Source organism: Streptomyces sp. NPDC036764 (assembly GCF_055609385.1).
Genome location: NZ_JBVJPT010000001.1, coordinates 2,083,900 through 2,105,447, shown reverse-complemented (window position 1 = coordinate 2,105,447; position 21,548 = coordinate 2,083,900). Strand labels below are relative to the sequence as shown.

The 21,548-nt window shown below is 72.1% G+C and carries 23 protein-coding genes; 3 read left to right on the top strand and 20 right to left on the bottom strand.

Going from position 1 to position 21,548, the window contains the following annotated elements; all coding sequences use genetic code 11:
* Positions 1-2: 2 nt before the first annotated feature.
* From ACZ69Q_RS08430 to ACZ69Q_RS08345, 18 genes are all read right to left on the bottom strand, one after another.
* Positions 3-506 (bottom strand): winged helix-turn-helix transcriptional regulator, encoded by a 504-nt coding sequence (locus tag ACZ69Q_RS08430; protein ID WP_471038439.1) that lies wholly within the window; start codon positions 504-506, stop codon positions 3-5.
* Positions 503-1,561, bottom strand: a complete 1,059-nt coding sequence (locus tag ACZ69Q_RS08425; RefSeq protein ID WP_471038435.1) for an LLM class flavin-dependent oxidoreductase — start codon at positions 1,559-1,561, stop codon at positions 503-505. The genes ACZ69Q_RS08430 and ACZ69Q_RS08425 overlap by 4 nt, the downstream gene beginning before the upstream one ends.
* Positions 1,558-2,067, bottom strand: a complete 510-nt coding sequence (locus tag ACZ69Q_RS08420; RefSeq protein WP_471038433.1) for an SRPBCC family protein — start codon at positions 2,065-2,067, stop codon at positions 1,558-1,560. The genes ACZ69Q_RS08425 and ACZ69Q_RS08420 overlap by 4 nt, the downstream gene beginning before the upstream one ends.
* 101 nt (positions 2,068-2,168) lie before the next feature.
* On the bottom strand, positions 2,169-2,459 hold the full coding sequence (locus ACZ69Q_RS08415) for a hypothetical protein (RefSeq protein ID WP_471038431.1): 291 nt from the start codon (positions 2,457-2,459) through the stop codon (positions 2,169-2,171).
* On the bottom strand, positions 2,456-2,743 hold the full coding sequence (locus tag ACZ69Q_RS08410; protein ID WP_471038429.1) for a hypothetical protein: 288 nt from the start codon (positions 2,741-2,743) through the stop codon (positions 2,456-2,458). Before ACZ69Q_RS08410 ends, ACZ69Q_RS08415 begins: the two co-directional genes overlap by 4 nt.
* A complete protein-coding gene (locus tag ACZ69Q_RS08405) occupies positions 2,740-3,759 on the bottom strand; it encodes a sugar kinase (protein WP_471038427.1) in 1,020 nt (339 codons plus the stop codon). The genes ACZ69Q_RS08410 and ACZ69Q_RS08405 overlap by 4 nt, the downstream gene beginning before the upstream one ends.
* Positions 3,756-3,893 carry a hypothetical protein gene (locus ACZ69Q_RS08400; protein ID WP_471038424.1) on the bottom strand — a complete coding sequence of 46 codons (138 nt, stop codon included), beginning with the start codon at positions 3,891-3,893 and terminating at the stop codon, positions 3,756-3,758. Before ACZ69Q_RS08400 ends, ACZ69Q_RS08405 begins: the two co-directional genes overlap by 4 nt.
* 265 nt (positions 3,894-4,158) lie before the next feature.
* Positions 4,159-5,043 carry an SMP-30/gluconolactonase/LRE family protein gene (locus ACZ69Q_RS08395; RefSeq protein WP_471038422.1) on the bottom strand — a complete coding sequence of 295 codons (885 nt, stop codon included), beginning with the start codon at positions 5,041-5,043 and terminating at the stop codon, positions 4,159-4,161.
* Positions 5,040-5,675 carry a bifunctional 4-hydroxy-2-oxoglutarate aldolase/2-dehydro-3-deoxy-phosphogluconate aldolase gene (locus ACZ69Q_RS08390; RefSeq protein ID WP_471038419.1) on the bottom strand — a complete coding sequence of 212 codons (636 nt, stop codon included), beginning with the start codon at positions 5,673-5,675 and terminating at the stop codon, positions 5,040-5,042. The genes ACZ69Q_RS08395 and ACZ69Q_RS08390 overlap by 4 nt, the downstream gene beginning before the upstream one ends.
* Positions 5,666-6,511, bottom strand: a complete 846-nt coding sequence (locus ACZ69Q_RS08385; protein ID WP_471038417.1) for a hypothetical protein — start codon at positions 6,509-6,511, stop codon at positions 5,666-5,668. The genes ACZ69Q_RS08390 and ACZ69Q_RS08385 overlap by 10 nt, the downstream gene beginning before the upstream one ends.
* Before the next feature lie 5 nt (positions 6,512-6,516).
* Positions 6,517-7,662, bottom strand: coding sequence for a galactonate dehydratase (gene dgoD, locus ACZ69Q_RS08380; RefSeq protein ID WP_471038414.1), 1,146 nt, complete (start codon positions 7,660-7,662; stop codon positions 6,517-6,519).
* The gene (locus ACZ69Q_RS08375; RefSeq protein WP_471038412.1) at positions 7,659-8,399 is read right to left on the bottom strand and encodes a FadR/GntR family transcriptional regulator; all 741 of its coding nucleotides are present in this window, start codon (positions 8,397-8,399) and stop codon (positions 7,659-7,661) included. The genes dgoD and ACZ69Q_RS08375 overlap by 4 nt, the downstream gene beginning before the upstream one ends.
* 43 nt (positions 8,400-8,442) lie before the next feature.
* Entirely contained in the window at positions 8,443-9,216 is a 774-nt protein-coding gene (locus ACZ69Q_RS08370) for an SDR family NAD(P)-dependent oxidoreductase (RefSeq protein ID WP_471038410.1), read from the bottom strand.
* Positions 9,217-9,337: 121 nt separating this feature from the next.
* On the bottom strand, positions 9,338-11,407 hold the full coding sequence (locus tag ACZ69Q_RS08365) for an alpha-galactosidase (RefSeq protein WP_471038407.1): 2,070 nt from the start codon (positions 11,405-11,407) through the stop codon (positions 9,338-9,340).
* The gene (locus ACZ69Q_RS08360) at positions 11,404-12,252 is read right to left on the bottom strand and encodes a carbohydrate ABC transporter permease (RefSeq protein ID WP_471038404.1); all 849 of its coding nucleotides are present in this window, start codon (positions 12,250-12,252) and stop codon (positions 11,404-11,406) included. Before ACZ69Q_RS08360 ends, ACZ69Q_RS08365 begins: the two co-directional genes overlap by 4 nt.
* A complete protein-coding gene (locus ACZ69Q_RS08355; RefSeq protein ID WP_471038401.1) occupies positions 12,252-13,187 on the bottom strand; it encodes a carbohydrate ABC transporter permease in 936 nt (311 codons plus the stop codon). The genes ACZ69Q_RS08360 and ACZ69Q_RS08355 overlap by 1 nt, the downstream gene beginning before the upstream one ends.
* 1 nt (position 13,188) lies before the next feature.
* Positions 13,189-14,475, bottom strand: coding sequence for an ABC transporter substrate-binding protein (locus ACZ69Q_RS08350; protein WP_471038397.1), 1,287 nt, complete (start codon positions 14,473-14,475; stop codon positions 13,189-13,191).
* Positions 14,476-14,589: 114 nt separating this feature from the next.
* Positions 14,590-16,701 (bottom strand): DUF8189 domain-containing protein, encoded by a 2,112-nt coding sequence (locus ACZ69Q_RS08345; RefSeq protein ID WP_471038395.1) that lies wholly within the window; start codon positions 16,699-16,701, stop codon positions 14,590-14,592.
* A gap of 306 nt (positions 16,702-17,007) precedes the next feature.
* Between ACZ69Q_RS08345 and mgrA the strand changes: the two genes are divergently transcribed.
* The 3 genes from mgrA (at position 17,008) to ACZ69Q_RS08330 (ending at position 19,904) form a co-directional block, all read left to right on the top strand.
* On the top strand, positions 17,008-18,051 hold the full coding sequence (gene mgrA, locus ACZ69Q_RS08340) for an L-glyceraldehyde 3-phosphate reductase (protein WP_471038393.1): 1,044 nt from the start codon (positions 17,008-17,010) through the stop codon (positions 18,049-18,051).
* A gap of 239 nt (positions 18,052-18,290) precedes the next feature.
* Positions 18,291-19,451 carry a S1 family peptidase gene (locus ACZ69Q_RS08335; protein WP_471038390.1) on the top strand — a complete coding sequence of 387 codons (1,161 nt, stop codon included), beginning with the start codon at positions 18,291-18,293 and terminating at the stop codon, positions 19,449-19,451.
* Positions 19,452-19,577: 126 nt separating this feature from the next.
* Complete coding sequence (locus tag ACZ69Q_RS08330; RefSeq protein WP_471038386.1) at positions 19,578-19,904, top strand: antibiotic biosynthesis monooxygenase family protein; 327 nt, start codon at positions 19,578-19,580, stop codon at positions 19,902-19,904.
* A gap of 43 nt (positions 19,905-19,947) precedes the next feature.
* On the opposite strand, the gene ACZ69Q_RS08325 is transcribed toward ACZ69Q_RS08330, so the two are convergent.
* Together ACZ69Q_RS08325 and ACZ69Q_RS08320 are read right to left on the bottom strand one after the other, a co-directional pair.
* Entirely contained in the window at positions 19,948-20,766 is an 819-nt protein-coding gene (locus ACZ69Q_RS08325; RefSeq protein WP_471038382.1) for a DUF817 domain-containing protein, read from the bottom strand.
* An 82-nt stretch (positions 20,767-20,848) separates the two neighbouring features.
* Positions 20,849-21,298: a hypothetical protein gene (locus tag ACZ69Q_RS08320; RefSeq protein WP_471038379.1), complete on the bottom strand. Its 450-nt coding sequence runs from the start codon at positions 21,296-21,298 to the stop codon at positions 20,849-20,851.
* Positions 21,299-21,548: the final 250 nt, after the last annotated feature.

Genomic DNA, 21,548 nt, shown 5'->3' with positions numbered 1-21,548 from the left:
GTTCACTCCGGTGCGAAGCGGCGCCGCACATCGGGCCGGGACCTGAGCCGGTCGGGGTAGCCGGGGCCGAGCCGCGCGGCGGTGTCGTCGGCGTGCAGCGGCTCTCCGCAGGCGGAGCAGACCACCTCGGCATGCCCGTCGTGGCCGCACGCCTCGTGGTGCAGGGTGATCGGCGGTCCCTCGGGGCCGGCGAGCCAGCGATCGCCCCAGCGGGCCATCGCGGCGAGCACCGGGAAGAGGTCCCGGCCCTGCTCCGTCAGCAGGTACTCGTGCCGGGGCGGTTCGCTCTCGTAGAGCCGCTTCTCCAGCAGCCCGGCCTCGACGAGTCGGCGGAGCCGGTCGGCGAGCGTGTTCCGGGCGATCCTCAACTCGCCCTGGAACTCGTCGAAGCGGCGGCTGCCGTAGAACGCCTCTCTGAGGACCAGGGGCGTCCAGGCGTCGCCGACGATGTCCAGGGTCCGCGCGATGGAGCACGGCCAGTTCGCGAAGGACGTACGCGCGCTCATGCCCGCTCTCCGACCTCGTGGACCAGCTCGATCGCGCGGCCCAGGGTGTCGAGGCGGGCGGTCAGGTCCGCACCGGCCGGGTACAGGCGGACGGTGTCCACGCCGGCGTCGCGCCACACGCGCAGCCGCTCGCGGACCATGCTCTCGGTGCCGATCAGCGTCGTCGCGAGCACCATGTCGTCGGTGACCAGCGCTGCGGCCCCGTCCCGGTCCCCGGCCTGCCAGCGCTGCCGTACCTCCGCGGCGACGTCGGCCCAGCCCTGGCGGCTGTAGGCGCGGTTGTAGAAGTTGGTGGACGCCGAGCCCATGCCGCCGAGGCTGAAGGCGAGTTCCTTCTTGCGGCCGGCGACCATGGCGCTCAGCGCCTCCTCGTCGGGGGCGAAGGCGACCTCGGCGCCCTGGCAGACGTCCAGGTCGGCGCGGGCGCGTCCGCCGCGTGCCAGGCCCTCGTCCAGCGGGGCGAAGTAGGCGTCCGCCGCTCCCTCGGGCACGAAGCTGGTGCCCAGCCAGCCGTCGGCCACCTCGCCGGTCAGCCGGAGCATGGCCGGTGACAGGGCGGCCAGGTAGATCGGCACGGGGTGCTCGGCCCGCATCGACAGCTTCATGGGGACGGCGTCCCCGCCGGGCAGCGGGATGCGGTACTCGTCGCCGGTGTGGTCGATCTTGCCGCCGTCGAGGGCCTGCCGCACGATCTCGACCGTTTCGCGGACGCGGGCCAGCGGGCGGGCGAAGGAGACGCCGTGCAGCCCCTCCATCACCTGCGGGCCCGAGGGACCGAGGCCCAGCAGGAAGCGCCCCTGGGACAGGTTGGAGAGGGTGATCGCGGTCTGCGCGAGGGCCACGGGCGTCCGTGTGCCGACCTGCATCACGCCGGAGCCCAGCAGCATGCGCTCGGTGCGGGCGGCGTAGTACCCGAGGGCGGAGGGCGCGTCGGAGCCCCAGGCCTCGGCGACCCAGCAGATGTCGAGGCCGAGCTTCTCCGCCTCCGCGACGAAGTCCGCCTGTTGCCGCCAGGAACCGAGTCCGGACGCCTCGATCGTCGTCGCGGTCCTCATCGCCCCTCCGCCAGCTTCTTGATGTGCCCCAGCGTGGCGGTCATGTTGCGCTCGAACTCCCGCATGCGCACGAACACGATCTTCTGCTCCTTGTCCGGCATCTCGTCGATGGCGAAGGACAGCCCGGACCGGCCGGGTCCCATCTGCATCCACTCCGAGAGCTCTGTTCCGCCGTCCTTGCCTTCGAGCCGGAAGCGCCAGACGGCGGAGGGCCGGGACGGGTCCTCGACAGCCCAGGCGAGGACGCGCGGGGACGCGCACTCGATGACGTGCGAGGTGGTCTCCCACTCCCCGAGGGCCTCATGCCTGCTGCGGCCGACGAAGCGAGCGCCCACGGCAGGCCGGGACACGCCGTCGAGCCAGTGGACCGACTGGAGCTCGTCGCTCATGCCCGGCATCAACGACACATCGGAGACGATCTCCCACACCCGGTCCGGTGGCGCGTCGATCCACGCCCGTACCTCGACCGTGGGTGTGTCCGCATAGCGCGCGCCCGTCCACTCCACCCCGCACCGACTCCTTCTTCATTGAAGGTTATTGACCTCCAGAGTTGCGTAACGAGACCCAGTGCGTCAAGAGCAGGGCCGGCAGCCGGGACCCCGCTCCTCTACGCCCCGGCGCCACCCTGGTCCGTGTGCCACACCGCCTTCTTCACCTGCTCCTCGACGTCACCACGCGCCTCGCCCTGCTCCCTGGCGTAGTCGGCCAGCGCGACCCGCACCTCCCGGGCCAGGTCCCGCCAGGCGCGCAGGGCCGTGTTGTACGTCTCGGTCTGCACCGGACTCCAGCCGCCCTGCTGCGTCGGCGGCCCGTACATGCCGCGCAGCTCCTCCACGCGGCTGTGCGCCTGCTCGGCCGCGCGCTCCTTCGCCACCAGCTCTTGGAAGATAGTCGTCACACAAATGGAGCATAGGCGGGCGAATCGCCTGTCGCGCGTTGAGCGCCGGAGAGGCTCAGGCCGACGGGGCCATGAGCGCGCATCGAAGCGCCGGAGAGGCTCACGCCCACGGCGACATGAGCGCGCATCGAAGCGCCGGAGAGGCTCACGCTGACGGCGACATGAGCGCGCATCGAAGCGCCGGAGAGGCTCACGCCGACGGCGACACGAGCGCGCATCGAAGCGCCGGAGAGGCTCACGCCGACGGCGACATGAGCGCGCATCGAAGCGCCGGAGAGGCTCACGCTGACGGCGACACGAGCGCGCGTCGCGCCCACTCCCGCGTCGAGAGGGCGAGCAGTGCCTCCGTCTCGCCCGGGTCGGGCAACGGGCCGTGGTCTCCCGTCACCTGGAGGGCGGACCCGGCGGTGATGTGGCCAAGGCGCAGGGCGCCGGTCGTACCCGTGCCCCGCAGCAGACCCGCGAGGAAGCCGGCCGCGAAGGCATCGCCGGCGCCCACCGCCTCCACCACCGTCGCGCGCGGCGTCGGCACGGTGACGGCGCCCTCTTCGGTGAACGCGGTCGCGGCCCTCGCCCCGTCCTTGACGACGAGGATGCGCGGATTCGGGAGCTGCGCCCGTACGGCCAGCGCGGTCAGGTTCTCGCCCCACAGCGCCTGCGCCTCGTCCAGGCCGACGAAGACGATGTCGGCCCGGTCGGCCAGTTCGCGCAGCACCGCCGGGGCGGTGCCGGCCGGCCAGAGGGCGGCGCGGTGGTTGACGTCGAAGCTCACCGCGTACGGGCGTGTGCCGGGCTCGCCGGTCAGCGCGCGGGTCACCAGTTCGCGGCAGGACGCCGACAGCGCCGGGGTGATCCCGGTCAGGTGCAGCAGCGCGGCCGTGCGCACCGGCGGACCGTCCAGCAGGTCGGGGCCGAGGGCGGAGGCTGCCGAGCCGCGCCGGTAGTAGTGCACGCGCGTTCCGGCGGGGTCAGGGTCCTTGATCAGCAGGCCGGTCGGGCGGTCGGGGTCGGTGCGCACGTGCGACACGTCGACGCCGGGCGCGGCGACCGTGGCGCGGACGCGATGCCCCAGTGGGTCGTCGCCGAGGGCCGAAAGCCAGGCGACGGGGATGCCGTGGTCGGCCAGGTACATGGCGACGTTCGACTCGGCCCCCGCCACCGACAGCCGCAGCCGCGGCGCGGTCAGCAGAGGGCTCGGTGGATCGGGGGCCAGGGCCGCCATCGTCTCGCCGACGCAGACGACCGGGCCGGGAGCGGGGTGCCAGGGGGCGGTCGTCGCGGACGCTCGTGCGCCGGTCATGCGGGATCCCCGAGAGCCGAGGGGTGCCGGACGGTGTCGAGCCGGCAGACCGGCGTCGAGGTGCCGGGCGGGACGACCGGGCCGGGAGCGAGGTGCCAGGGGGCGGTCGTCGCGGACGCTCGTGCGCCGGTCATGACCGATCCCCGAGAGCCGAGGGGTGCCGGACGGTGTCGAGCCGGCAGACCGGCGTCGAGGTGCCGGGCGGGACGACCGGGGCGGCAGCGGGGCGCCAGGGGGCGGTCGTCCCGGCTGCCCGAGCGCCGATCACGACCGATCCCCGAGGGCCCGACGTATGCCAGACGATGTCGAGCCAGCAGGCGGGCGCCGGGGTGCCGGACGGGACGACCAGGCCGGGAGCAGGGCGCCAGGGAGTGGCCGTCCCGGCTGCCCGAGCGCCGGTCATGACCGACCCCCGAGAGCCGAGGCCTGCCGGACGGTGTCGAGCCGGCAGACCGGCGTCGGGGTGCCCGGCACGTCGACGCGGGCGGTGAACAGGGCGCCGTCGTCATCACCCGGCACCGCCAGACCCACGCGGGCGGTCGTGATGTGCAGGACGTCGTGGGCGAGGCACACGCCGGCCGGTTGCCGGGCCGGCAGCCGCAGTGTGCGGTCGAGCGTGCCGTCGGGCAGGTGGCGGCGTACCGTGCCGGTGCCCCAGACAGCGATCCACACGGCGCCTTCGACGTCGACCGCCATACCGTCGGGGCTGCCGTCGCGGATCGTCACGAACTCCTCGGGTGCCCCGAGGTCGCCGGTCACCTGGTCCACCGCGTAGCGCCGGACCAGGCCCCGGGCGCTGTCCGCCAGGTACATCAGACCGCCGTCGGCAGTGAACGCGGGCCCGTTGGGGACCGTGATGCCGTCCAGAACCCGTACGGCCGTTCCGCCCCGGTCGACGCGGTACAGGGAACCGGCGCCCTCGTCGGCGTCGTAGGCCATGCTGCCGGCCCAGAAGCGGCCGAACGGGTCGGCGACGCCGTCATTCATGCGCATCGGTACCGGGGCGTCGTCCTCCGGCCGGGCCAGCCAGTCGAGGGTGCCGTCGGGGTGCAGCAGGGCGATGCCGGTGCCCGCAGCGGCGATCCAGGTGCCGGAGTGCCCTGCCACCGGGGCCACGGCGCCCAGCGGGACGGGGAGTTGGGCCAGTGTGCGCAGGGGTGCCGTCGGTTCGTGCGGGGCGGAGAGGAGGCGGCCCGCCAGGATGTCGACCAGGATGATGCCGGTTCCGGTCCAGCGGATGCCCTCGCCCAGTTCGAGGCGGTCGGGGCGCAGCTCGGCGGTCACGGCCTCGCCGCCTCGGCCACGACGGTGCGGAACAGACGGGCGCGTTCCCGCAGGGAGTCGATGCTGCCGCCGTCGGCCGCGTCGCCGATCAGGGGTGAGCCGACGCCGACCGCGAGGGCACCGGCCGCGAGGCAGGCGCGGGCCACGGTCTCGTCGACACCCCCGACGGGGACGAACGGCGCGTCGGGGAACGGCCCGCGCAGGGCCTTGAGATACGCCGCTCCCCCGAACTGGGATATCGGGAAGACCTTCAACGCGGCCACGCCCAGGGCGCGGGCGGCGATGATCTCGGTCGGGGTCACCACTCCGGCGAGGACCGGCATGCCCAACTCCTGTGCGGCGACGACGCCTTCACCCAGTCCCGGGGTGACCGCGAAGCCGGCTCCGGCACGGTGTGCGGCGCGGGCGTCCTCGGCGGTCAGGACGGTACCGGCACCGAGCGGGTGGTCCGAGCCGAGGGCGTGGCGGGCGCGTTCGATGACGGAGAGGGCGTCCTTGCCGGACAGCGAGACCTCGACCAGTTCGACGCCCTCCTCGACCAGGGCCAGCACCGTGCGCAGCGCGGCGTCGGCGTCGTCGCCGCGCACGATCGCGACCAGGCGGTGGGCGGCCAGCGCGGCTGTCAGGTCCACGAACGGTGCTCCTTCGGTGCGGGGGTCGAGGGGCATCGGCAGGCCCCGGTGAGCATGAGCCGCCAGCGGACCTCGCCGGACGGCGGTACCCGCGCGGCGTCGTCGGGGCCCGCGTCGGCGAGGTCGAAGACCCGCCCGAGCATGGGCTCCACGCCCGTGCTCCGGTACGGGTGCGGTTGCGGGAAGCCGCCGAGGTTGCGCCACAGGGCGATCGACACGGGCTGTCCGTCCGCCCGCAGTTCCAGGGCGAGCCGGTCGTGGTCGTCGTGGACGCAGGCCAGCGGTGTGTCCACGACGGCTCCGACCGCGGTGCCGTCGTCGGGTCCGAGCCGGCCCATCGGTACTCCGTAGGGTGTGGGCCACGGGCCGGTGATCCAGGGGGCGTCGGCGGGCCAGGGCTCGCCGAGGAGCTGTGCGGCCTCGGGGAACAGGCGGGTGGGGGCGCCGTCGGGCATGTGCAGGGTCGCGCGCCCGGAGAGGTCCAGCAGGGCGTGCGCCGCCCATACGAACCGGTAGCCGGCCGGTGCGGTGAGGGTGTAGTCGGCCTGCACACCGTCGGCCGTGGTGCGGATGGTCCGCGCCAAGGTGAAGGACTCGCCCTGGACGTGTTCCGTGTCGCCGGTCCGGGTCCAGGCCCGTGACCAGACGTCGCCGTGGTCGGGCAGGCCGCGGACCGTGGGGACGCACTCCTCCAGTCCGCCCGCGTCCACGAACGCGTCGCCCGGCGCGGCCTTGTCCCGTTCCGGTGCCGCGCGGCCCCAGAGCCATTCGCGCGAGGGTGAGCGCAGGGACGTCCAGCGGCCGCCGTGCTCGGCGTCGGTGGTGATGGTCAGCACTTACGTCACCACTCGGCGAAGGAGTCGTCGGAGTGCCGCCAGACGGGGTTGCGCCAGGCGTGTCCGGAGCGGTCGGCCGCGCGTACGGCGGCGTCGTCGATCGTGATGCCCAGGCCGGGGGCGTCGTTGCGGGGCGCGTGGCCGTCGACGAACCGGAACGGGGCGGGGTCGACGAGGTAGGACAGCAGGTCGGCGTCCTTGTTGTAGTGGATGCCGCGGCTCTGCTCCTGGATCAGGAAGTTCGGTGTCGCGAACGCCACTTGGAGGCTGGCGGCCAGCGCGATCGGGCCGAGCGGGCAGTGCGGGGCGAGCTGTGCGCCGTAGGTGTCGGCGAGGGAGGCGATGCGGTGGACCTCGGAGATGCCGCCCGCATGGGACAGGTCGGGCTGGGCGACGGCTATGCCGGCGGTGAATGCGGGCAGGAACTCGGCGCGTGAGTAGAGGCGTTCGCCGGTGGCGAGGGGGATCGGCGTCGAGGCGACCAGGCCGGGCAGCAGGTGACCGTGCTCGGGGACGACGGGTTCCTCGACGAACAGCGGGTGCAGCGGAGCGAGTTCGGCGAGTACACGGCGGGCGCTCGCGGCGGTGAAGCGGCCGTGGAAGTCGACGGCGACGTCACGGTCCGGGCCGAGGGCGTCACGGGCGGCGGCCACGCGGGCGACGACGGCCGCGGTCTCGGCCGGGGTGGTGATCGGCGAGGTGGCGCCGGCGGCGTTCATCTTGACCGCGGTGAAACCGGCCTCGACCTGGGCGGCGACCTGTTCGGTGAGCTCGGCCGGTTCGTCGCCGCCGACCCACGCGTACACGCGGACGCGTTCGCGCACGGGCCCGCCCAGCAAGGCGTGCACGGGGGCTCCGTAGGTCTTGCCGGCGATGTCCCACAGGGCCTGGTCGATCCCGGCGACGGCGCTGGACAGGACCGGGCCGCCACGGTAGAAGCCGCCCTTGCTGAGCACCTGCCAGTGGTCCTCGATGCGCAGCGGGTCCTGGCCGACGAGGTGTTCGGCGAGGACGTCCACGGCGGCACGGACCACCTCGGCCCGGCCCTCGACGACCGGTTCGCCCCAGCCGACCACGCCGTCGTCGGTCTCGATCCGGCAGAACAGCCAACGCGGCGGTACCAGGAAGGTTTCTATGCGCGTGATCTTCACTTGCCGCCGGTGCCTTTCGTGTCGTCGGGGCCGTCGATGCGGTCCAGGTCGCGCCCGGCCTGGACGAGCAGGGCCCGCATCGCCGTCTCGGCGGCACTCGCGTCCTGCTCGCGTACGGCGTCCAGGACGGCGCGGTGGGCCGGTACGGGGTCCTCACTGTGGGGGTGGCTGTGCACGATGCGGTCGCGGTGGGCGAGGCCCGGCTCGATGACCATCTCCATGCGCTGAAGCAGTTCGTTGTGGGTGGCGGTCAGCAGCGCGCGGTGGAAGGCGAGGTCGGCCTCCACGGCCTGCCCGGGGTCGGTGCCCCGCCCGCCCATCGCATCCAGGGCCGCTTCCAGGGCCGCGAGGTCGGCGTCGGTGCGGCGTTCGGCGGCCAGGCGCACGGCGGCCGGTTCGACGATGGCGCGGACCTCGGCGAGGTTGCGCAGCAGGGTCCGGTCGGCGTCGGTGGCCTCGTCGGCGCCCTCGAACTGCCAGCGCAGTACATCGGCGTCGAGGAGGTTCCAGTCGGCGCGGGCCCGGACGAACGTGCCGCGTTTCTGGCGTGCGTCGACCATGCCCTTGGCGGCGAGCACCTTCAGGGACTCGCGCAGCGCGGTGAGACTGACGTCCAACTCGCTCTGGAGCGCCACCAGGTCGAGCGTGGCTCCCTCGGGGATCCGGCCGCCCAGGATGCGGCGGGCGAGGGCCTCCACGGTCTGGCCGTGCACGCCGCGGCGGGCGTAGGGCGTCATGTCGTACAGCCTTTCTGCTGAAGGGTGCGGACGGGGGTGCCGGTCATGCCGAGGCCTTCACGACGCTCCAGCCCCCGTCCACGACGAGGCTCGTGCCGGTGATGTAGGAGGCTTCGTCGGCGCTCAGGAAGGCGATGGCCGCGGCCACCTCCTCGGGGCTGCCGAAGCGGCGGGCGGCCGTCTCGGCGATGCTGCGCTCGCGGTCCTCGGGCGGCACCCGGTCCCAGGCGGCGGTCAGGATCGGCCCGGGCAGGACGGCGTTGACGCGCACCTCGGGCCCGTACTCGACGGCGAGCTGACCGCACAGGGAGAGCAGGGCGCCTTTGGACGCGGCATAGGCCGGGTGCCCGGGGATGCCCACGCGCGCGTGGACGGACGAGGTCAGTACGGTCGCGCCGCGCCGCTCCCGCAGGTCGGGCAGTACCGCCCGGAAGCCGAGGAAGCTCGCGGTGAGGTTGACGGAGAGCTGCCGCTGCCACGACTCCAGGGTCAGCTCATCGGCCGGAGCGACGTCGACGGTGTAGGCGTTGCTGACGAGGACGTCCACGGGCCCGAAGTCGTGGGCGGCGGCGACGATCCGGCGCCAGTCGTCCTCGGCCGCCACGTCGGCCCGCACGAACCGGGCCCGGCCGCCGTCCTTCGCGATCCGTTCGGCGACCGCCGCGCCGGTCTCCTCCGCGATATCGGCGAGCACCACTGCGGCACCCTCCGCGGCCAGGCGCACGGCGGTGGCGGCGCCGATGCCGGAGGCCGCGCCGGTGACCACGGCCGTGCGGCCGGCGAAGCGGTCACCGTGCCGGCGTGGGGACTGGTCCATCGTGGGGTCGACTCCTTCGTGAGCTCCGGTGGCTGCGGGTTCGTCGTGGCTGGTCGCGCAGTTCCCCGCGCCCCTGGGGGGTCCGGGTGCGGAGACAGGCCGTTGGGGAAACATATGCGGCTCACTCACGTGTCAGTACCACCAGATCCGCGTCATGATCGGCGCTCCAGGCGAACGGCAGCCCGTAGTGCAGCAGATGGGCTCCGCTGTACGTCGTTCCGGTCGCCGTGTCCCGATAGTGCGCCGCCGGGTTCAGGGCCCGCAGCCGGAGCCGGTCGGGGCGTCCGGGCACGAGGGGTGCGCCGTCGAGGCGGCCCGTGCTCAGCGCGGCGACGACCGTGCGCTCGCCGGCGTCGTACTGGACACCGCAGGTGGCGTCGGCCGGGGAGCCGAGCAGCCGGACCTCGCCGTGGTGGATGACGTCCCGCACCTCTTTGTAGCGGGCGATCCACCGCGCGGCCTCGGCCCGCTGGTCCGGGGTCCAGACGCGCAGGTCGGCGCCGATGCCCAGCACTCCGCAGATGGCGTTGACGAAGCGGAACGCGAGACTGCGCGGGCGCGGGTCGAAGACGCCCGGTGCGTCGGTGACCCAGGAGCTCATGACGTGCGGCGCGTGCGCATGCAGGAAGCCGTACTGGACGCTCAGCCGGTCCAGCGGGGCGGTGTTGTCGCTGGGCCAGACGACGTCGGTGCGGGCCAGCGTCGCGTGGTCGATGCGGGCGCCGCCGCCCGCGCAGCCCTCGACGCTGACGTCGGGGTGGGCGGTGCGCAGGTGGTCCAGGACGCGCAGGTATCCGGCGACGTGCTCGGCGTCGAGGTCGACGTGCCCGGCGCCGGGTCGGCCTCGTTCGGTGGGCGGGCGGTTCATGTCCCACTTGAGGTAGCCGATGGCGTAGGTCCCGAGGAGCCGGTCCAGGGTGCCGATCACGAAGTCCTGGACGTCGGTGCGGCCGAGGTCGAGCAGGAGCTGGTTGCGGACGAGCCGGGCGGGCCGGTCGTCGATGCGGTAGACCCAGTCGGGGTGTTCGGTGTGCAGGCGGCTGCCGGGGCTGACCGCTTCGGGCTCGACCCACAGTCCGAAGTCGAGGCCGAGACCGCGTACGTCCTCGACGAACCGGTCGAAGCCCTGCGGGAAGGCGGCCGGGTCCGGGTACCAGTCGCCGAGTCCCCCGGTGTCGTCGCGGCGGCCGGTGAACCAGCCGTCGTCCACGACGAACAGTTCCGCGCCGATGCCGGCCGCCGCCTTGGCGAGTTCGAGCTGGCCGGCGGCGTCGACGTCGAAGCCGGTGGCCTCCCAGGAGTTGTAGAGGACCTTGCGGGTGCGGTGCAGGCGGTCGCCGGTGAGGTGGCGGTCGTAGCGGTGCCAGACTCGGGACAGGCCGTCGAGTCCGTCCGGGCTGAACGCGCAGGCCAGGCGGGGCGTGGTCAGGGTGGCGCCGGGCGCCAGGAGCACGGCTCCCTCGTGCGGGACGCGTCCGGCACGCACGCGGACCGCGCCGCCGGGCTCGGCCTCGGCGGTGATGTGCCAGTTGCCGGGCCACTCCAGGGCGAGCCCGTAGGCGGGGCCGTGGTCCGTGGCGAGGTCCTGCACTGCGAGCCAGGGCACATAGGCGTGACCGGGCACGCCCTGGGTGCTGCCGATGGTGAACGTGCCCCGGGTCAGGTCGAGTTGGGTGCGCTGGAACTCCTGGGACCACTGGCCGGTGAGGTAGGTGAGGCGGGCCCCGGCCGTCACGGGCACGTTCACGGCTGCCGAGTCGAGGCGTTCCAGGCGCAGTTCCCACGAGGCGGTGTGCTCGGTCCAGCGCAGGATCACATCCGTGCCCGGCACGGTCTCGTAGCAGAGGACCGTGCGGAGCCCGAGGACCTCGTCGGTGAAGGCGAGGCGCAGCTTCCCCTCGGTCTCCTCCGCCCCTTCGAAGTCCCACCACACGCCTCTCTCGCCGTCCGCACGCTCGGCGGTGAGGTCCGCGCCGTTAAACGGCCGCAGTCCGTGCGGCAGATACTCGGCGGGGGCGGCGTCGGCGGGCGTGATGAAGTGGGTGCGGTGCGACCAGTCGAGCGCCGAGGGTCCGGTCTCGACTCCGTGCGGTCCCCAGGCGTCCAGCTCGGCCCACGGGCCGTCCGGGGACAGCCGTACGGTGTAGCTGGTGTTCTCGGTGCGCAGAGTCCAGCGCTGGTACGGCGTCACTTGACCGCTCCGAGGTTCAGGCCGGCCACGAAGTGGCGCTGGAAGCGCAGGAATACGGCGACGGTGGGGGCGGCGGCGATGACGGAGCCGGCGGCGATCACGTTCCACATGGACACGTACTGGCCCTGGAGGCCGATGAGGGCCGCGGTGATCGGCATCTTGGTGTCGCTGCGCAGCACGGTGATCGCCCACAGCAGGTCGTTGAAGATCCAGGTGAAGGACAGGGCGCTGAGTGCGGCGAGGGCAGGGCGGGTCAGCGGGAGGATGATCCGCCAGAAGATCTGCCAGGGTCCGGCTCCGTCGACGACGGCCGCCTGCTGGATCTCGGCGGGGATGGACCGCATGAACCCGTGCAGGACGAAGACGTAGAAGCCGACGCCGAACCCGATCTGCACGCCGATCAGCGCGGGCAGGGTGTCGTAGACGCCCATCATTTCGCTGAGCTTGGACACGGGGATCAGCAGGATCTGCGGCGGGAGCAGGTTGCCGCCGAGCATGAGCAGCAACACGGAGCGGCGCAGGGGCAGTTCGTAGCGGCTGAGCGCGAACGCGGCCATCGCCGCCAGGGTCAGCGTCACCAGGACGCAGGGCACGGTGACGAGCAGGCTGTTGATCAGGGCGCGCTGCTGGCCGCCGTCGACCCAGGCCAGGCGGAAGTTGTCGAAGGTGAAGGAGTGGGGTGGGCTGCCCAGCCCGTTCGCGGCGATGTCGTCGAAGGAGCGCAGGCTGGTCACCACGACCAGGGCGATGGGCAGCAGCCACAGCAGCGCCAGCGCGCCGGCCGAGAGATGGAACCCGGCGGTGGCGGCCCGCTTGCGGCGCACGGCCGTGGAGTTGGCGGACATCAGTCGGCCTCCCGGAAGGCGCGCACGAGATAGGCGGCGATGACGCCGAACGCCAGCAGGAAGATGACGACGGCCAGCGCGGAGCCGTAGCCGAGCCGCAGGGACTGGAAGGCGGTCGAGTACATGTAGGTGCTCAGCAGTTCGGACGAGTGGTAGGGGCCGCCGCGGGTCAGCGACCACACGACGTCGAAGGAGCGCAGCGAGTCGATGATGATGACCGACAGGACGACCGCGTTGACGCTGCGCAGTTGGGGCACGGTGACGTGGCGGAAGCGCTGCCAGGCGCTCGCGCCGTCGACCTTGGCGGCCTCGTACAGGGCGGGGTCGATGCCCTTGAGGCCGGCGAGGTACAGGACCATCACATAGCCGATCTGCCGCCACAGCGCGGGCACGATGACCGCGTACAGGGCGGTGTCCTGGTCGGCGAGCCAGGCGTGCCGCAGGCTGCCGAGGCCGACGGACTGAAGGAGTTGGTTGAGGACGCCGTCGGGCTGGTAGACGGCCTGCCAGACCAGGGCGGTGGCGACGAGCGAGAACACGACGGGCAGGAAGAGGGCGGCGCGGTAGAAGCCGACGCCGCGCCGCTCCTGCTGGAGCAGCATCGCGGCGGCGAGGCCCAGCAGGGCGGACAGGCCGCCGAACAGCACCAGCCAGAGCACCGTGTGGCCGACGGCGCTGCGGAAGACGTCGTCGCCCGCCATCTCCCGGAAGTTGTCCAGGCCGACGAACCTGGGCGCCGACACGCCGTCCCAACTGGTCAGGGCGAGATAGAAGCCCTGGAGCGCGGGCCAGAACACCCACACCGCCTCGGCGAGCAGCGGGAGGAGGACGAAGGCGAGCACCAGTGGGGGTGTGCGCCGCGGGCCCCGGGCCCGGCCGCCACGGGACGGCGCCGGGACCGGGGGCTTGTGGTGGGGGGCGGTCAGGACGGCCATGTCAGGCGTTCCAGATCTTCTCGGCTTCGCGCTGCCAGTCGGTGAGGATGGACCCGATCTCCTTGGGCTTGGCGAGGAACTTGGTCAGCGCGTTGTCGGCGGTGGGCTGGAGGGCGTCGCTGGAGTCGCGGTTGAAGAACTGGGTGATCTCGGCCGCCTCCTCGATGTGCTTGCGGCCCTTCTTCACCAGCGGGGTGCCCGAGTCCTTGGCGTCGGGGTGGCAGGGCAGGACGGTGCCGGAGGAGCCCTTGATGTAGATCTCCTGGGCCTCGGCGGTGGCGAGGTAACCCAGCAGGTCGAGCACTCCGTCCTTGCGTCCGGTGCGGGCGCTGGCGAAGTAGCCGTCGGTGGGGGCCTCTTCGGCGAGGGGGACCTTGGAGTCGATGACCGGGAAGCGGAAGAAGTCGATGTCGTCGAGGGCGTCCTTGGGCGCCGCGTCGGCGAAGAAGGTGCCGATCAGCATCATGCCGCTGCGGCCGTTGAGCAGCGCGGTCGTGGCGTCCTGGAAGGCGCCGGCGGTGCCGTTCGGGTCGAAGTACGGCAGCACTTCCTGCCAGCGGTCGAAGACCTTGCGGACCTCGGGGTCGTCGAAGCGGTGCTTCCCGGCGAGGAGTTCACGGTGGTACTGGGCGCCGTTGATGCGGATGTCGAGGTAGTCGAACCACGCGGAGGCCACCCAGGCGGTGTTGCCGCCGGCGCCCAGGCCGATCGGGGCGACGCCCTTGCTCTTGAGCTTGTCGCACAGGTCGAGGAAGTCGTCCCAGCTCTTCGGCTCGCTCACGCCCCACTTGGCGAAGTTGGACTTCCGGTAGAACATGCCCCACCAGTAGTACGTGGCCGGGACGAAGACCTTCTTGCCGGAGCTCGACGTGCACAGCGAGTGCAGCGCCTTGGAGTAGCGCTTGAGGTCGGACGAGCCCCAGAGGTCGTCGAGGCCGAGCAGCAGGTCCTTCTTCGCGTAGGCGTCCGCCACCGAGCCGGGGTACCAGGTGTAGACGTCCGGCGGGTTGGCGGAGGTCAGATACGTCGGCAGTTGGGTGCGGAAGGTCTCCGCGGCGACCGTGTTGAGGCTGACGTCGCCGGCGTCCGTCTTGCCGTAGGCGGCGACCAGGTCCTCCATCGCCGCCTTGGCCTGCGGCGCGGACAGGTTGGACTGGAGGGTGACCGCGCCGCCGGAGGAGGACTTCGAGGACGAGGTCGAGGTGACGCAGCCGCTGAGCAGCGCGGCCGTGCCGGTGGCGCCGAGTCCGGCGAGGAAGCGCCGTCGGCTGGTGTGCGGGTTCGGCATGGAGTGCTCCCTGTGGATCCCCGCGGCGGGCCGGCCCTCCTGACGACAGGGGGCCCGCTCGCGGCGGATCCAGGTTCGCGTGGCACTTCGGCCACGTCAAGATTAATTACTAATTTATTTGAACTGGGCCCGGTGGACGTCCCCGTCGACCCCGCGAAACACGGCGTCGACAGCACCGCCCGGTCCCGCGACCGCCCCGAGCGCGCCTTCGAACGCGGCGCTGGGGAACTCCTGACGCTTCGTCCAGCCCTGCCAGGCGCCGCCCTCGTAGCGCTGCTGCCAGAGCGTGTAGTCACCCGCCCGTGCGTACAGCACCACGGCGTCCCCCACGGCGACCAGGGTCGGGCTGCCGCTGACGGTCCCGCCGAGCGAGGTCCACCCCGACCACTCCCCCGAGGCGTCCCGTGAGCGCGTCCAGATGTCGTCCGCCGCGGTGCGCACGGCGACATGGACACGCCCCTGCGCGTCGACGGCGGCGGAGGGCCTGCCGTAGACCGGCCTCTCACCCGGCGCGCCCAGCGACGTCCAGTCGGACGCCGGCTCGCGTTGCGCGACCCGGCCGTCCTCCCCGCGCGCGACGAGCGTCCAGTGCGCGGGGTCGGTGAACGCCACCGACGGCGCGTCGGTCACCCGCCCGCCCAGGCTCTGCCAGCCGCCCCAGCGGCCGTCGGCGAACACGCGCCGGTAGACACGGGAGTCGGCGCCGCGCACGAACACGTCGATCCGGCCGCCGGCGGAGGCGTACGCGGCGGGCTGGCCGAGGATCCCGCCACCCGCCGGACCTGCGAGGTCCCTCGTGCGCGAGCCGCCGTCGGCGGACGCCGTGTGCTGGACGAGGTTCCCGCGCGGTCCGCGGAAAAAGGTGCTGAGCGTGTCCCCGGCGCGTACGACGGCCGGGCTGGCGGTGGCCTTCTCGCCCAGGCTCGTACCCGGCAGGGCGTCTTCGCCGGTGAGCTTCAGGAACGCCGTCCCGTGCGCGGGGACCTCGACGGTGTACGACCCGGTGTGCATGCCGCGGTCGGCGCGGGCTCTGAGGTCGCGCACCTTGACCGGCCCGCCGAGCGCGGCGTCGGCGAAGTTCACCGTGCGCTCGGCCGGCTTGTCCGAGCGGTTGAGCAGCACGACCGCGCGCCGCCCGTGCCCTTCGAGGACCTTGCTGTAGACGTCACCCACGGAGTCGGTGGCCACCCGGACGCCCTGTATGGCGAGCGGGTCCTGGTTCACGGCGATGATCTCGGGGTTGCGCAGCGTCCTGATCATCGACGCGGACAGGGTGCGCGGGTCGGAGCCGAGGACGAGCGGCGAGGCCATCTCGGCCCACATCACGAACTGGGTGGTCGACTCCTCCTCGGTCAGCTCCAAGGAGCCGTCGGCCATGCGGCGCGTGGGGATGAGGTAGTCGGGGTCGTTGTAGTGGCCGGGCCCCTGTGCCTCGGGGTGCCAGGCGTTGGCGTCCATGTTGCGCAGCACGTTGGGCCACTGGCCCGGGCTCGGCGTGCCCCAGGCGATGTCCGTGCCGGTGCGCCAGGAGTCCGCGATCGTCGGGGCGTAGGCGTAGGTGTTGTGTGCGTCCTGCTCGGGCGTGTGCGGCAGGCCCCAGTCGTCGGTGAGCGGGTTGCAGAGGTTCAGCAGCATCCTGCGCCCGGACTTGGCGACGGCGTCGCTGAATTCCTTGAACGCGGGCCCCGGATCGAGCTTCGCGCCGATGCCGCACAGGAAGTCGACCTTGATGGCGTCGACCTTCCAGTCGGCGAACTGCCGGGCGTCCTCGGTGTAGTGGCCGCGGCTGCCGAGCCCGCAGGTCTTGCCGCCGTCGTAGGTGCCGGCGTCGGTGTATATGCCTGCCTTCAGTCCGCGCTTGTGCAGGTAGGAGACCAGCGCGGGGATGCCGGAGGGGAAGCGGTCGGGGTGGGCCGCCAGCCGCCCTTGGGCGTCGCGGGGGTTGTCGGCCTGCCAGCCGCCGTCCAGCCACACGATGTCGTAGCCGCTGTCGCGCAGCCCGCTGCTGACGAGCTTGTCGGCGACCGCGCGGACCTCCTTCTCGGTGGGCGCGCCGAGCCCGTAGTAGGTGTTCCAGCCCATGTACGGCGTCGGCGCGAGACCGCTGTCGTAGAAGGCGGGCGCTCCTTGGTCCACGGCGTCCGCGGTGGTGTCGGCGGCGCCCGCTGGGGCCGCGGAGGCGGTCAGGACCACGGAGATCGCGGTCGCGAGGGCGAGTGAAGTCACGTGCCTCTCCCGGAGGTCGGTAAGCAGGAGGAGGTGTGACGCGGGCCGCTCGGGTCGGGCGGGGGCCGTCGGCGTCACGGCGAAGACTGTGGCGCGCGGTCGGAACCCTGTCAATATTAATTACTAATTTACAGAAACAAGGAGCCCGCAGACACCTCGCGCAAGCCGGAGCAGCGGCGGCACCCGGCATTCAGAAACGGTGTCGCTGAATCCGATGAAAAGGATGCGTTGGACGTCAGAATCAGGCTGGAGCACAGTGAACAGGTCCTCACCCGCCCCCCGACTGCACCATGCGGAGAACACTCGATGAACCACGTCGCCGATCCCGAGCGCTACAACGGCACCATGCGGTTCCGGCGCACCGGACGCTCAGGACTCGACCTGCCCGTGCTGTCCCTGGGGTACTGGCACAACTTCGGCGACGACAAGCCCTTCGAGACCCAGCGCGAGATCGCCCTGCGCGCCTTCGACCTGGGCATCACCCACCACGACCTCGCCAACAACTACGGCCCGCCCTACGGCGCCGCCGAGATCAACTTCGGCCGTCTGCTGAAGCAGGACCTCGCCCCCTACCGGGACGAGCTGGTGGTCTCCACGAAGGCGGGCTGGGACATGTGGCCCGGCCCCTACGGCCAGGGCGGCGGCTCGCGCAAGTACGTGCTCGCCTCCCTCGACCAGTCGCTGCGCCGGACGGGGCTGGACTACGTCGACATCTTCTACTCCCACCGGCTCGACGCGAGCACGCCGCTGGAGGAGACGATGGGTGCGCTCGACACCGCCGTCCGCCAGGGCAAGGCCCTCTACGTCGGCATCTCCTCGTACGACGCCGAGCGCTCCCGGCAGGCGGCCGCCATCCTGCGGGAGCTGGGCACGCCGCTGCTCATCCACCAGCCGTCGTACAGCATGCTCAACCGCTGGATCGAGACCGAGGGCCTGCTGGACGCGGCCGAGCAGGAGGGCTTCGGGGTGATCGGCTTCACCGCGCTGGCCCAGGGGCTGCTGACCGGGCGCTACCTCGACGGTGTCCCCGCCGGCTCGCGCGCCACCCAGGGCAAGTCGTTCGACGAGACCTGGCTGACGGACGACATGCTGCGCAGGCTGCGCGCGCTCAACGACATCGCGGCCCGGCGCGGGCAGAGCCTCGCCCAGATGGCGCTGGCCTGGGCGCTGCGCGACCGGCGTGTGACGTCGCTGGTGATCGGCGCCTCGCGCACCGAGCAGTTGGAGCAGAACGTGGCCGCGTTGGAGAAGGCCGACTTCAGCGACGAGGAACTCGCCGAGATCGACAAGTACGCCACCGACGGCGGCGTCGACCTGTGGCGGGAGGCCCGGACGGGCCAACTCGGCTGAGGCACGAGCCGCGCGGTTCCTTCGCGCACCCCGGACGCCCGACGGCATCCGGGGTGCGCTGCGTTTAGGCGTGCCGTTCGGCCGGAACATCCGGCGGAATTGCGGCCGGAACACCCGGCGGAATTTTGGTCTGGACCTGACACGCCACCCTGGCTATGCTCTGCCCGACACCGAGTGAGAGCGCTCTCAGCTTGCGGTTGTTCCACCCCACCTTGCTGGAACGACGAAGGGCAACTCCCTTGAGACGCAGCAGACTCAAGTACGCCGGCCTGGCCGCAATCCTGCTGTTCGGCGGCTGGACCGCCGGCGGGACCGGGCAGGCCGCGGCGGACGACTCCCCCACGGCGGCCGATACCGCGCCCGCCTCCGCCGGACTGCTCCAGGCCATGCAGCGCGACCTCGGCCTGTCGAAGGAGCAGGCCGAGACCCGGCTCGCGGCGGAACGCACCGCCATGGACCTCGCCCCGAAGGCACGCAAGGCGGCCGGATCCGCCTACGGCGGCTCGTGGTTCGACGCGAAGAGCGAACGGCTCACGGTGGCCGTGACGTCGAACTCCCCCGCCGCGACCGTACGGAAGGTCCGGGCCACCGGGGCGACCGTGCGCACCGTCACGCACAGCGCGCGGGAACTCGACGCGGCCAAGGCACGCATCGACCGTCTCTCCGCGCCCTCGGGCGTCGGCGGCTGGCACGTCGACCCGATGGCGAACACCGTGGTCGTGAACGTCGTCGACGCCGAGCGCACTGACAACGATGTCCGCCGCTTCGTCTCCCGTGCTCGCGCGACCGGACCCGTCACCGTCGAGACGGTCCCCGCCGCCCCGCGCACCTTCGCGGCGGGCACGGTCGGCGGCGACCCCTACTACACCGGCAACGTCCGCTGCTCCATAGGCTTCTCGGTGCACGGCGGCTTCATCACCGCTGGGCACTGCGGGCAGGCGGGCGCCGGCGTCCGCGGCTGGGACGGCAGCTACATCGGGAACTTCCAGGGCTCCTCGTTCCCGGACAACGACTACGCCTGGGTGAACGTCGGCAGCGGCTGGTGGACCGTACCGGTCGTGCTGGGCTGGGGCACGATCCCGGACCAGCTCGTGCGGGGCTCGGCCGAGGCTCCCGTCGGCACCTCCATCTGCCGGTCCGGCTCCACCACGCACTGGCACTGCGGCGCGGTGCTGGCGAAGAACGAGACCGTCAACTACAGCCAGGGCGCGGTGCACCAGATGACCAAGACCAGCGTCTGCGCCGAACCCGGTGACTCCGGAGGCTCCTTCATCAGCGGGGACCAGGCGCAAGGGGTCACCTCGGGCGGCTGGGGCAACTGCTCCGGCGGCGGGGAGACCTGGTTCCAGCCGGTCAACGAGATCCTCGGCCGCTACGGCCTGACGCTGCACACCGCGTGATCCGGAGCGGGGAGGGGTGTTCTGGGCGCTCCCCCGCCGGACCGCCCCTCCCCGCCGAGTGACCTCGTTGCCGTGATGCACGAGCCGCCGCGTGCCGGCCGGCGGCCGTGCGGCAGGATGAGCACCATGAGCGTAGTCAAGATCAACGTGCTGACCGTCCCGGCCGAGCAGCGCGAGACGCTGGAGAAGCGCTTCGCCTCCCGTGCGCACGCCGTGGAGGGCTCCGACGGGTTCGAGTGGTTCGAGCTCCTGCGCCCGGTCGAGGGCACCGACACCTACCTCGTGTACACCCGCTGGCGGGACGAGGAGTCCTTCCAGGCCTGGATGGAGGGTCCCATGAAGTCGGCCCACCAGGGCGGCGGCACGGAGGGCGAGCGCCCCAAGCCGGCGGCGAGCGGGTCCACGCTGTGGTCGTTCGAGGTCGTACAGCAGGCGGGCCCGAAGAGCGAGTAGCGCCGGCCGGCTGTGCGTGACGGCGGGGGCCGGGTCCCCGCCGTCACCTCTTCCCGGCCCCCACGGCAGCGGCCTCGCCGTGTCCACGCCGCGACCGGGCGACCGCCGCCAGTACGAAGGTGACGCTGATCAGCAGGGACCAGGCACCGAACTTCTCCACACCCACGGGCTGCCAGCCGTCCGCCTGGTAGGGGTAGCGCCAGGCGCCCACGTAGGTGGCGAGGTTCTCCGCGACCCACAGGAAGAAGCCGATCAGGACGAACGACAGCGCGAGCGGCATCCGGCGGCGTACACCGCGCACGGTATAGCGCACGGAGCTGCCGGCGGTGACGGCCAGCAGAGCCGCGGCCAGCAGCCAGCGCGCGTCGGGCAGCCAGTGGTGGCTGAAGAAGTTGATGTAGATGGCCGCGGCGACCAGGGCCGTCGAGCGGGGGCGGTAGCGGACCGGCTCCAGGTCGAACAGATGCCAGGCCCGGCAGACGTAGCTGCCGACGGCGGCGTACAGGAACCCGCCGTACAGCGGGACGCCCGCGAACTTCAGTACGGCCGGCTCCGGATAGCTCCACGAACCGAGTGACACCTTCACGACCTCGAACGCCAGGCCGATGACATGGCAGACGGCGATGACGCCGACGTCCCGCCCGTTCTCCCAGCCACGCAGCCAGAACAGCAGCGTCAGCAGCACACCGTAGACGACGAGCAGGTCGTAGCGGGCCACGGGCAGGCCGGGCAGCAGGGTGGACGCCGCCACGCCGGACATCAGGGCGATGGCGAAGGCGCAGGACCGGGTCTGTATCCACGCGAACTCCAGGAGCTGGCGTGACGAGGCGGCCAAGGGGCCGAGGTTGGCGACGGTGACCATGATCCCTAGGACGAGCGCATGGCCCGGCCGGTTGCCCCCGTTCCCGGCCGGACCATGTCGGTACCGCGGCGCCGTCCGGCGCTCAGTACCAGTTCGTGTTCGTCAGGACGTGGCCGTCGCACGTCAGCAGGGCACGTGAGACGCGGCCGTTGAGGTTGTTGCCGATCTTCGTGTAGGCGTAGTTGATGCCCGGGTCGACGGTCTCCGAGACCCAGCCGTCCGCGTTCCCCGCCCCGGAGTTCGAGCGCTCGATGACGGCTGCGCAGTTGGTGCGGGAGTTGTCGATACGGGCGTAGGAACCGCACCTGTCGGAGTAGAAGTACTTCAGGGACATGCCCTGGGCGGTCTTGGTCGCGCCGACCTGCCGGAAGCTGCCGGTGCAGCCGCCGACGGTCGGGTACTGGTCCTCGAATCCGTAGGCCCCGTAGTTGCCGCCCGAGAACGGCTCGGCTTCGGCGGTCAGCGGGGTGAGCGCCAGCATCACGGCGGCGCCCGATGTGGCCAGCAGGGTCTGGAGCGTACGGCGACGCATGCGAGCCCTCTTTCATGGGTTGGTGGTGTCGTCTTGACGGTGGTGCCTGCCGTCGTCCGGCTTCGCATTCCTCGTCGTCAGGACCGTAGGGGCCCAAGCCGCCGCAGCGGTACCTGACAAGTGTCAGGGTCCCTTGGGCACCGTGCTCGCCTAGGGTTCGGGGCGTCGGCCAGGTGCCGAGCGAACGACTCCTCGAAAAGCCTCCGCGCTGCCGCAACTTGCGCAAAACAGGGGGGAACGCCGTGTACCT

Excerpts from the sequence above, each read along its gene's own strand:
- ACZ69Q_RS08330 (WP_471038386.1), top strand. The coding sequence starts at position 19,578 with ATGAGCGTAGTCAAGATCAACGTGCTGACCGTCCCGGCCGAGCAGCGC.
- mgrA (WP_471038393.1), top strand. The coding sequence starts at position 17,008 with ATGAACCACGTCGCCGATCCCGAGCGCTACAACGGCACCATGCGGTTC.
- ACZ69Q_RS08360 (WP_471038404.1), bottom strand. The coding sequence starts at position 12,252 with ATGTCCGCCAACTCCACGGCCGTGCGCCGCAAGCGGGCCGCCACCGCC.
- ACZ69Q_RS08405 (WP_471038427.1), bottom strand. The coding sequence starts at position 3,759 with ATGACCGGCGCACGAGCGTCCGCGACGACCGCCCCCTGGCACCCCGCT.
- ACZ69Q_RS08350 (WP_471038397.1), bottom strand. The coding sequence starts at position 14,475 with ATGCCGAACCCGCACACCAGCCGACGGCGCTTCCTCGCCGGACTCGGC.
- ACZ69Q_RS08430 (WP_471038439.1), bottom strand. The coding sequence starts at position 506 with ATGAGCGCGCGTACGTCCTTCGCGAACTGGCCGTGCTCCATCGCGCGG.
- ACZ69Q_RS08325 (WP_471038382.1), bottom strand. The coding sequence starts at position 20,766 with ATGGTCACCGTCGCCAACCTCGGCCCCTTGGCCGCCTCGTCACGCCAG.
- ACZ69Q_RS08375 (WP_471038412.1), bottom strand. The coding sequence starts at position 8,399 with ATGACGCCCTACGCCCGCCGCGGCGTGCACGGCCAGACCGTGGAGGCC.
- ACZ69Q_RS08320 (WP_471038379.1), bottom strand. The coding sequence starts at position 21,298 with ATGCGTCGCCGTACGCTCCAGACCCTGCTGGCCACATCGGGCGCCGCC.
- ACZ69Q_RS08370 (WP_471038410.1), bottom strand. The coding sequence starts at position 9,216 with ATGGACCAGTCCCCACGCCGGCACGGTGACCGCTTCGCCGGCCGCACG.
- ACZ69Q_RS08400 (WP_471038424.1), bottom strand. The coding sequence starts at position 3,893 with ATGACCGGCGCACGAGCGTCCGCGACGACCGCCCCCTGGCACCTCGCT.
- ACZ69Q_RS08355 (WP_471038401.1), bottom strand. The coding sequence starts at position 13,187 with ATGGCCGTCCTGACCGCCCCCCACCACAAGCCCCCGGTCCCGGCGCCG.
- ACZ69Q_RS08425 (WP_471038435.1), bottom strand. The coding sequence starts at position 1,561 with ATGAGGACCGCGACGACGATCGAGGCGTCCGGACTCGGTTCCTGGCGG.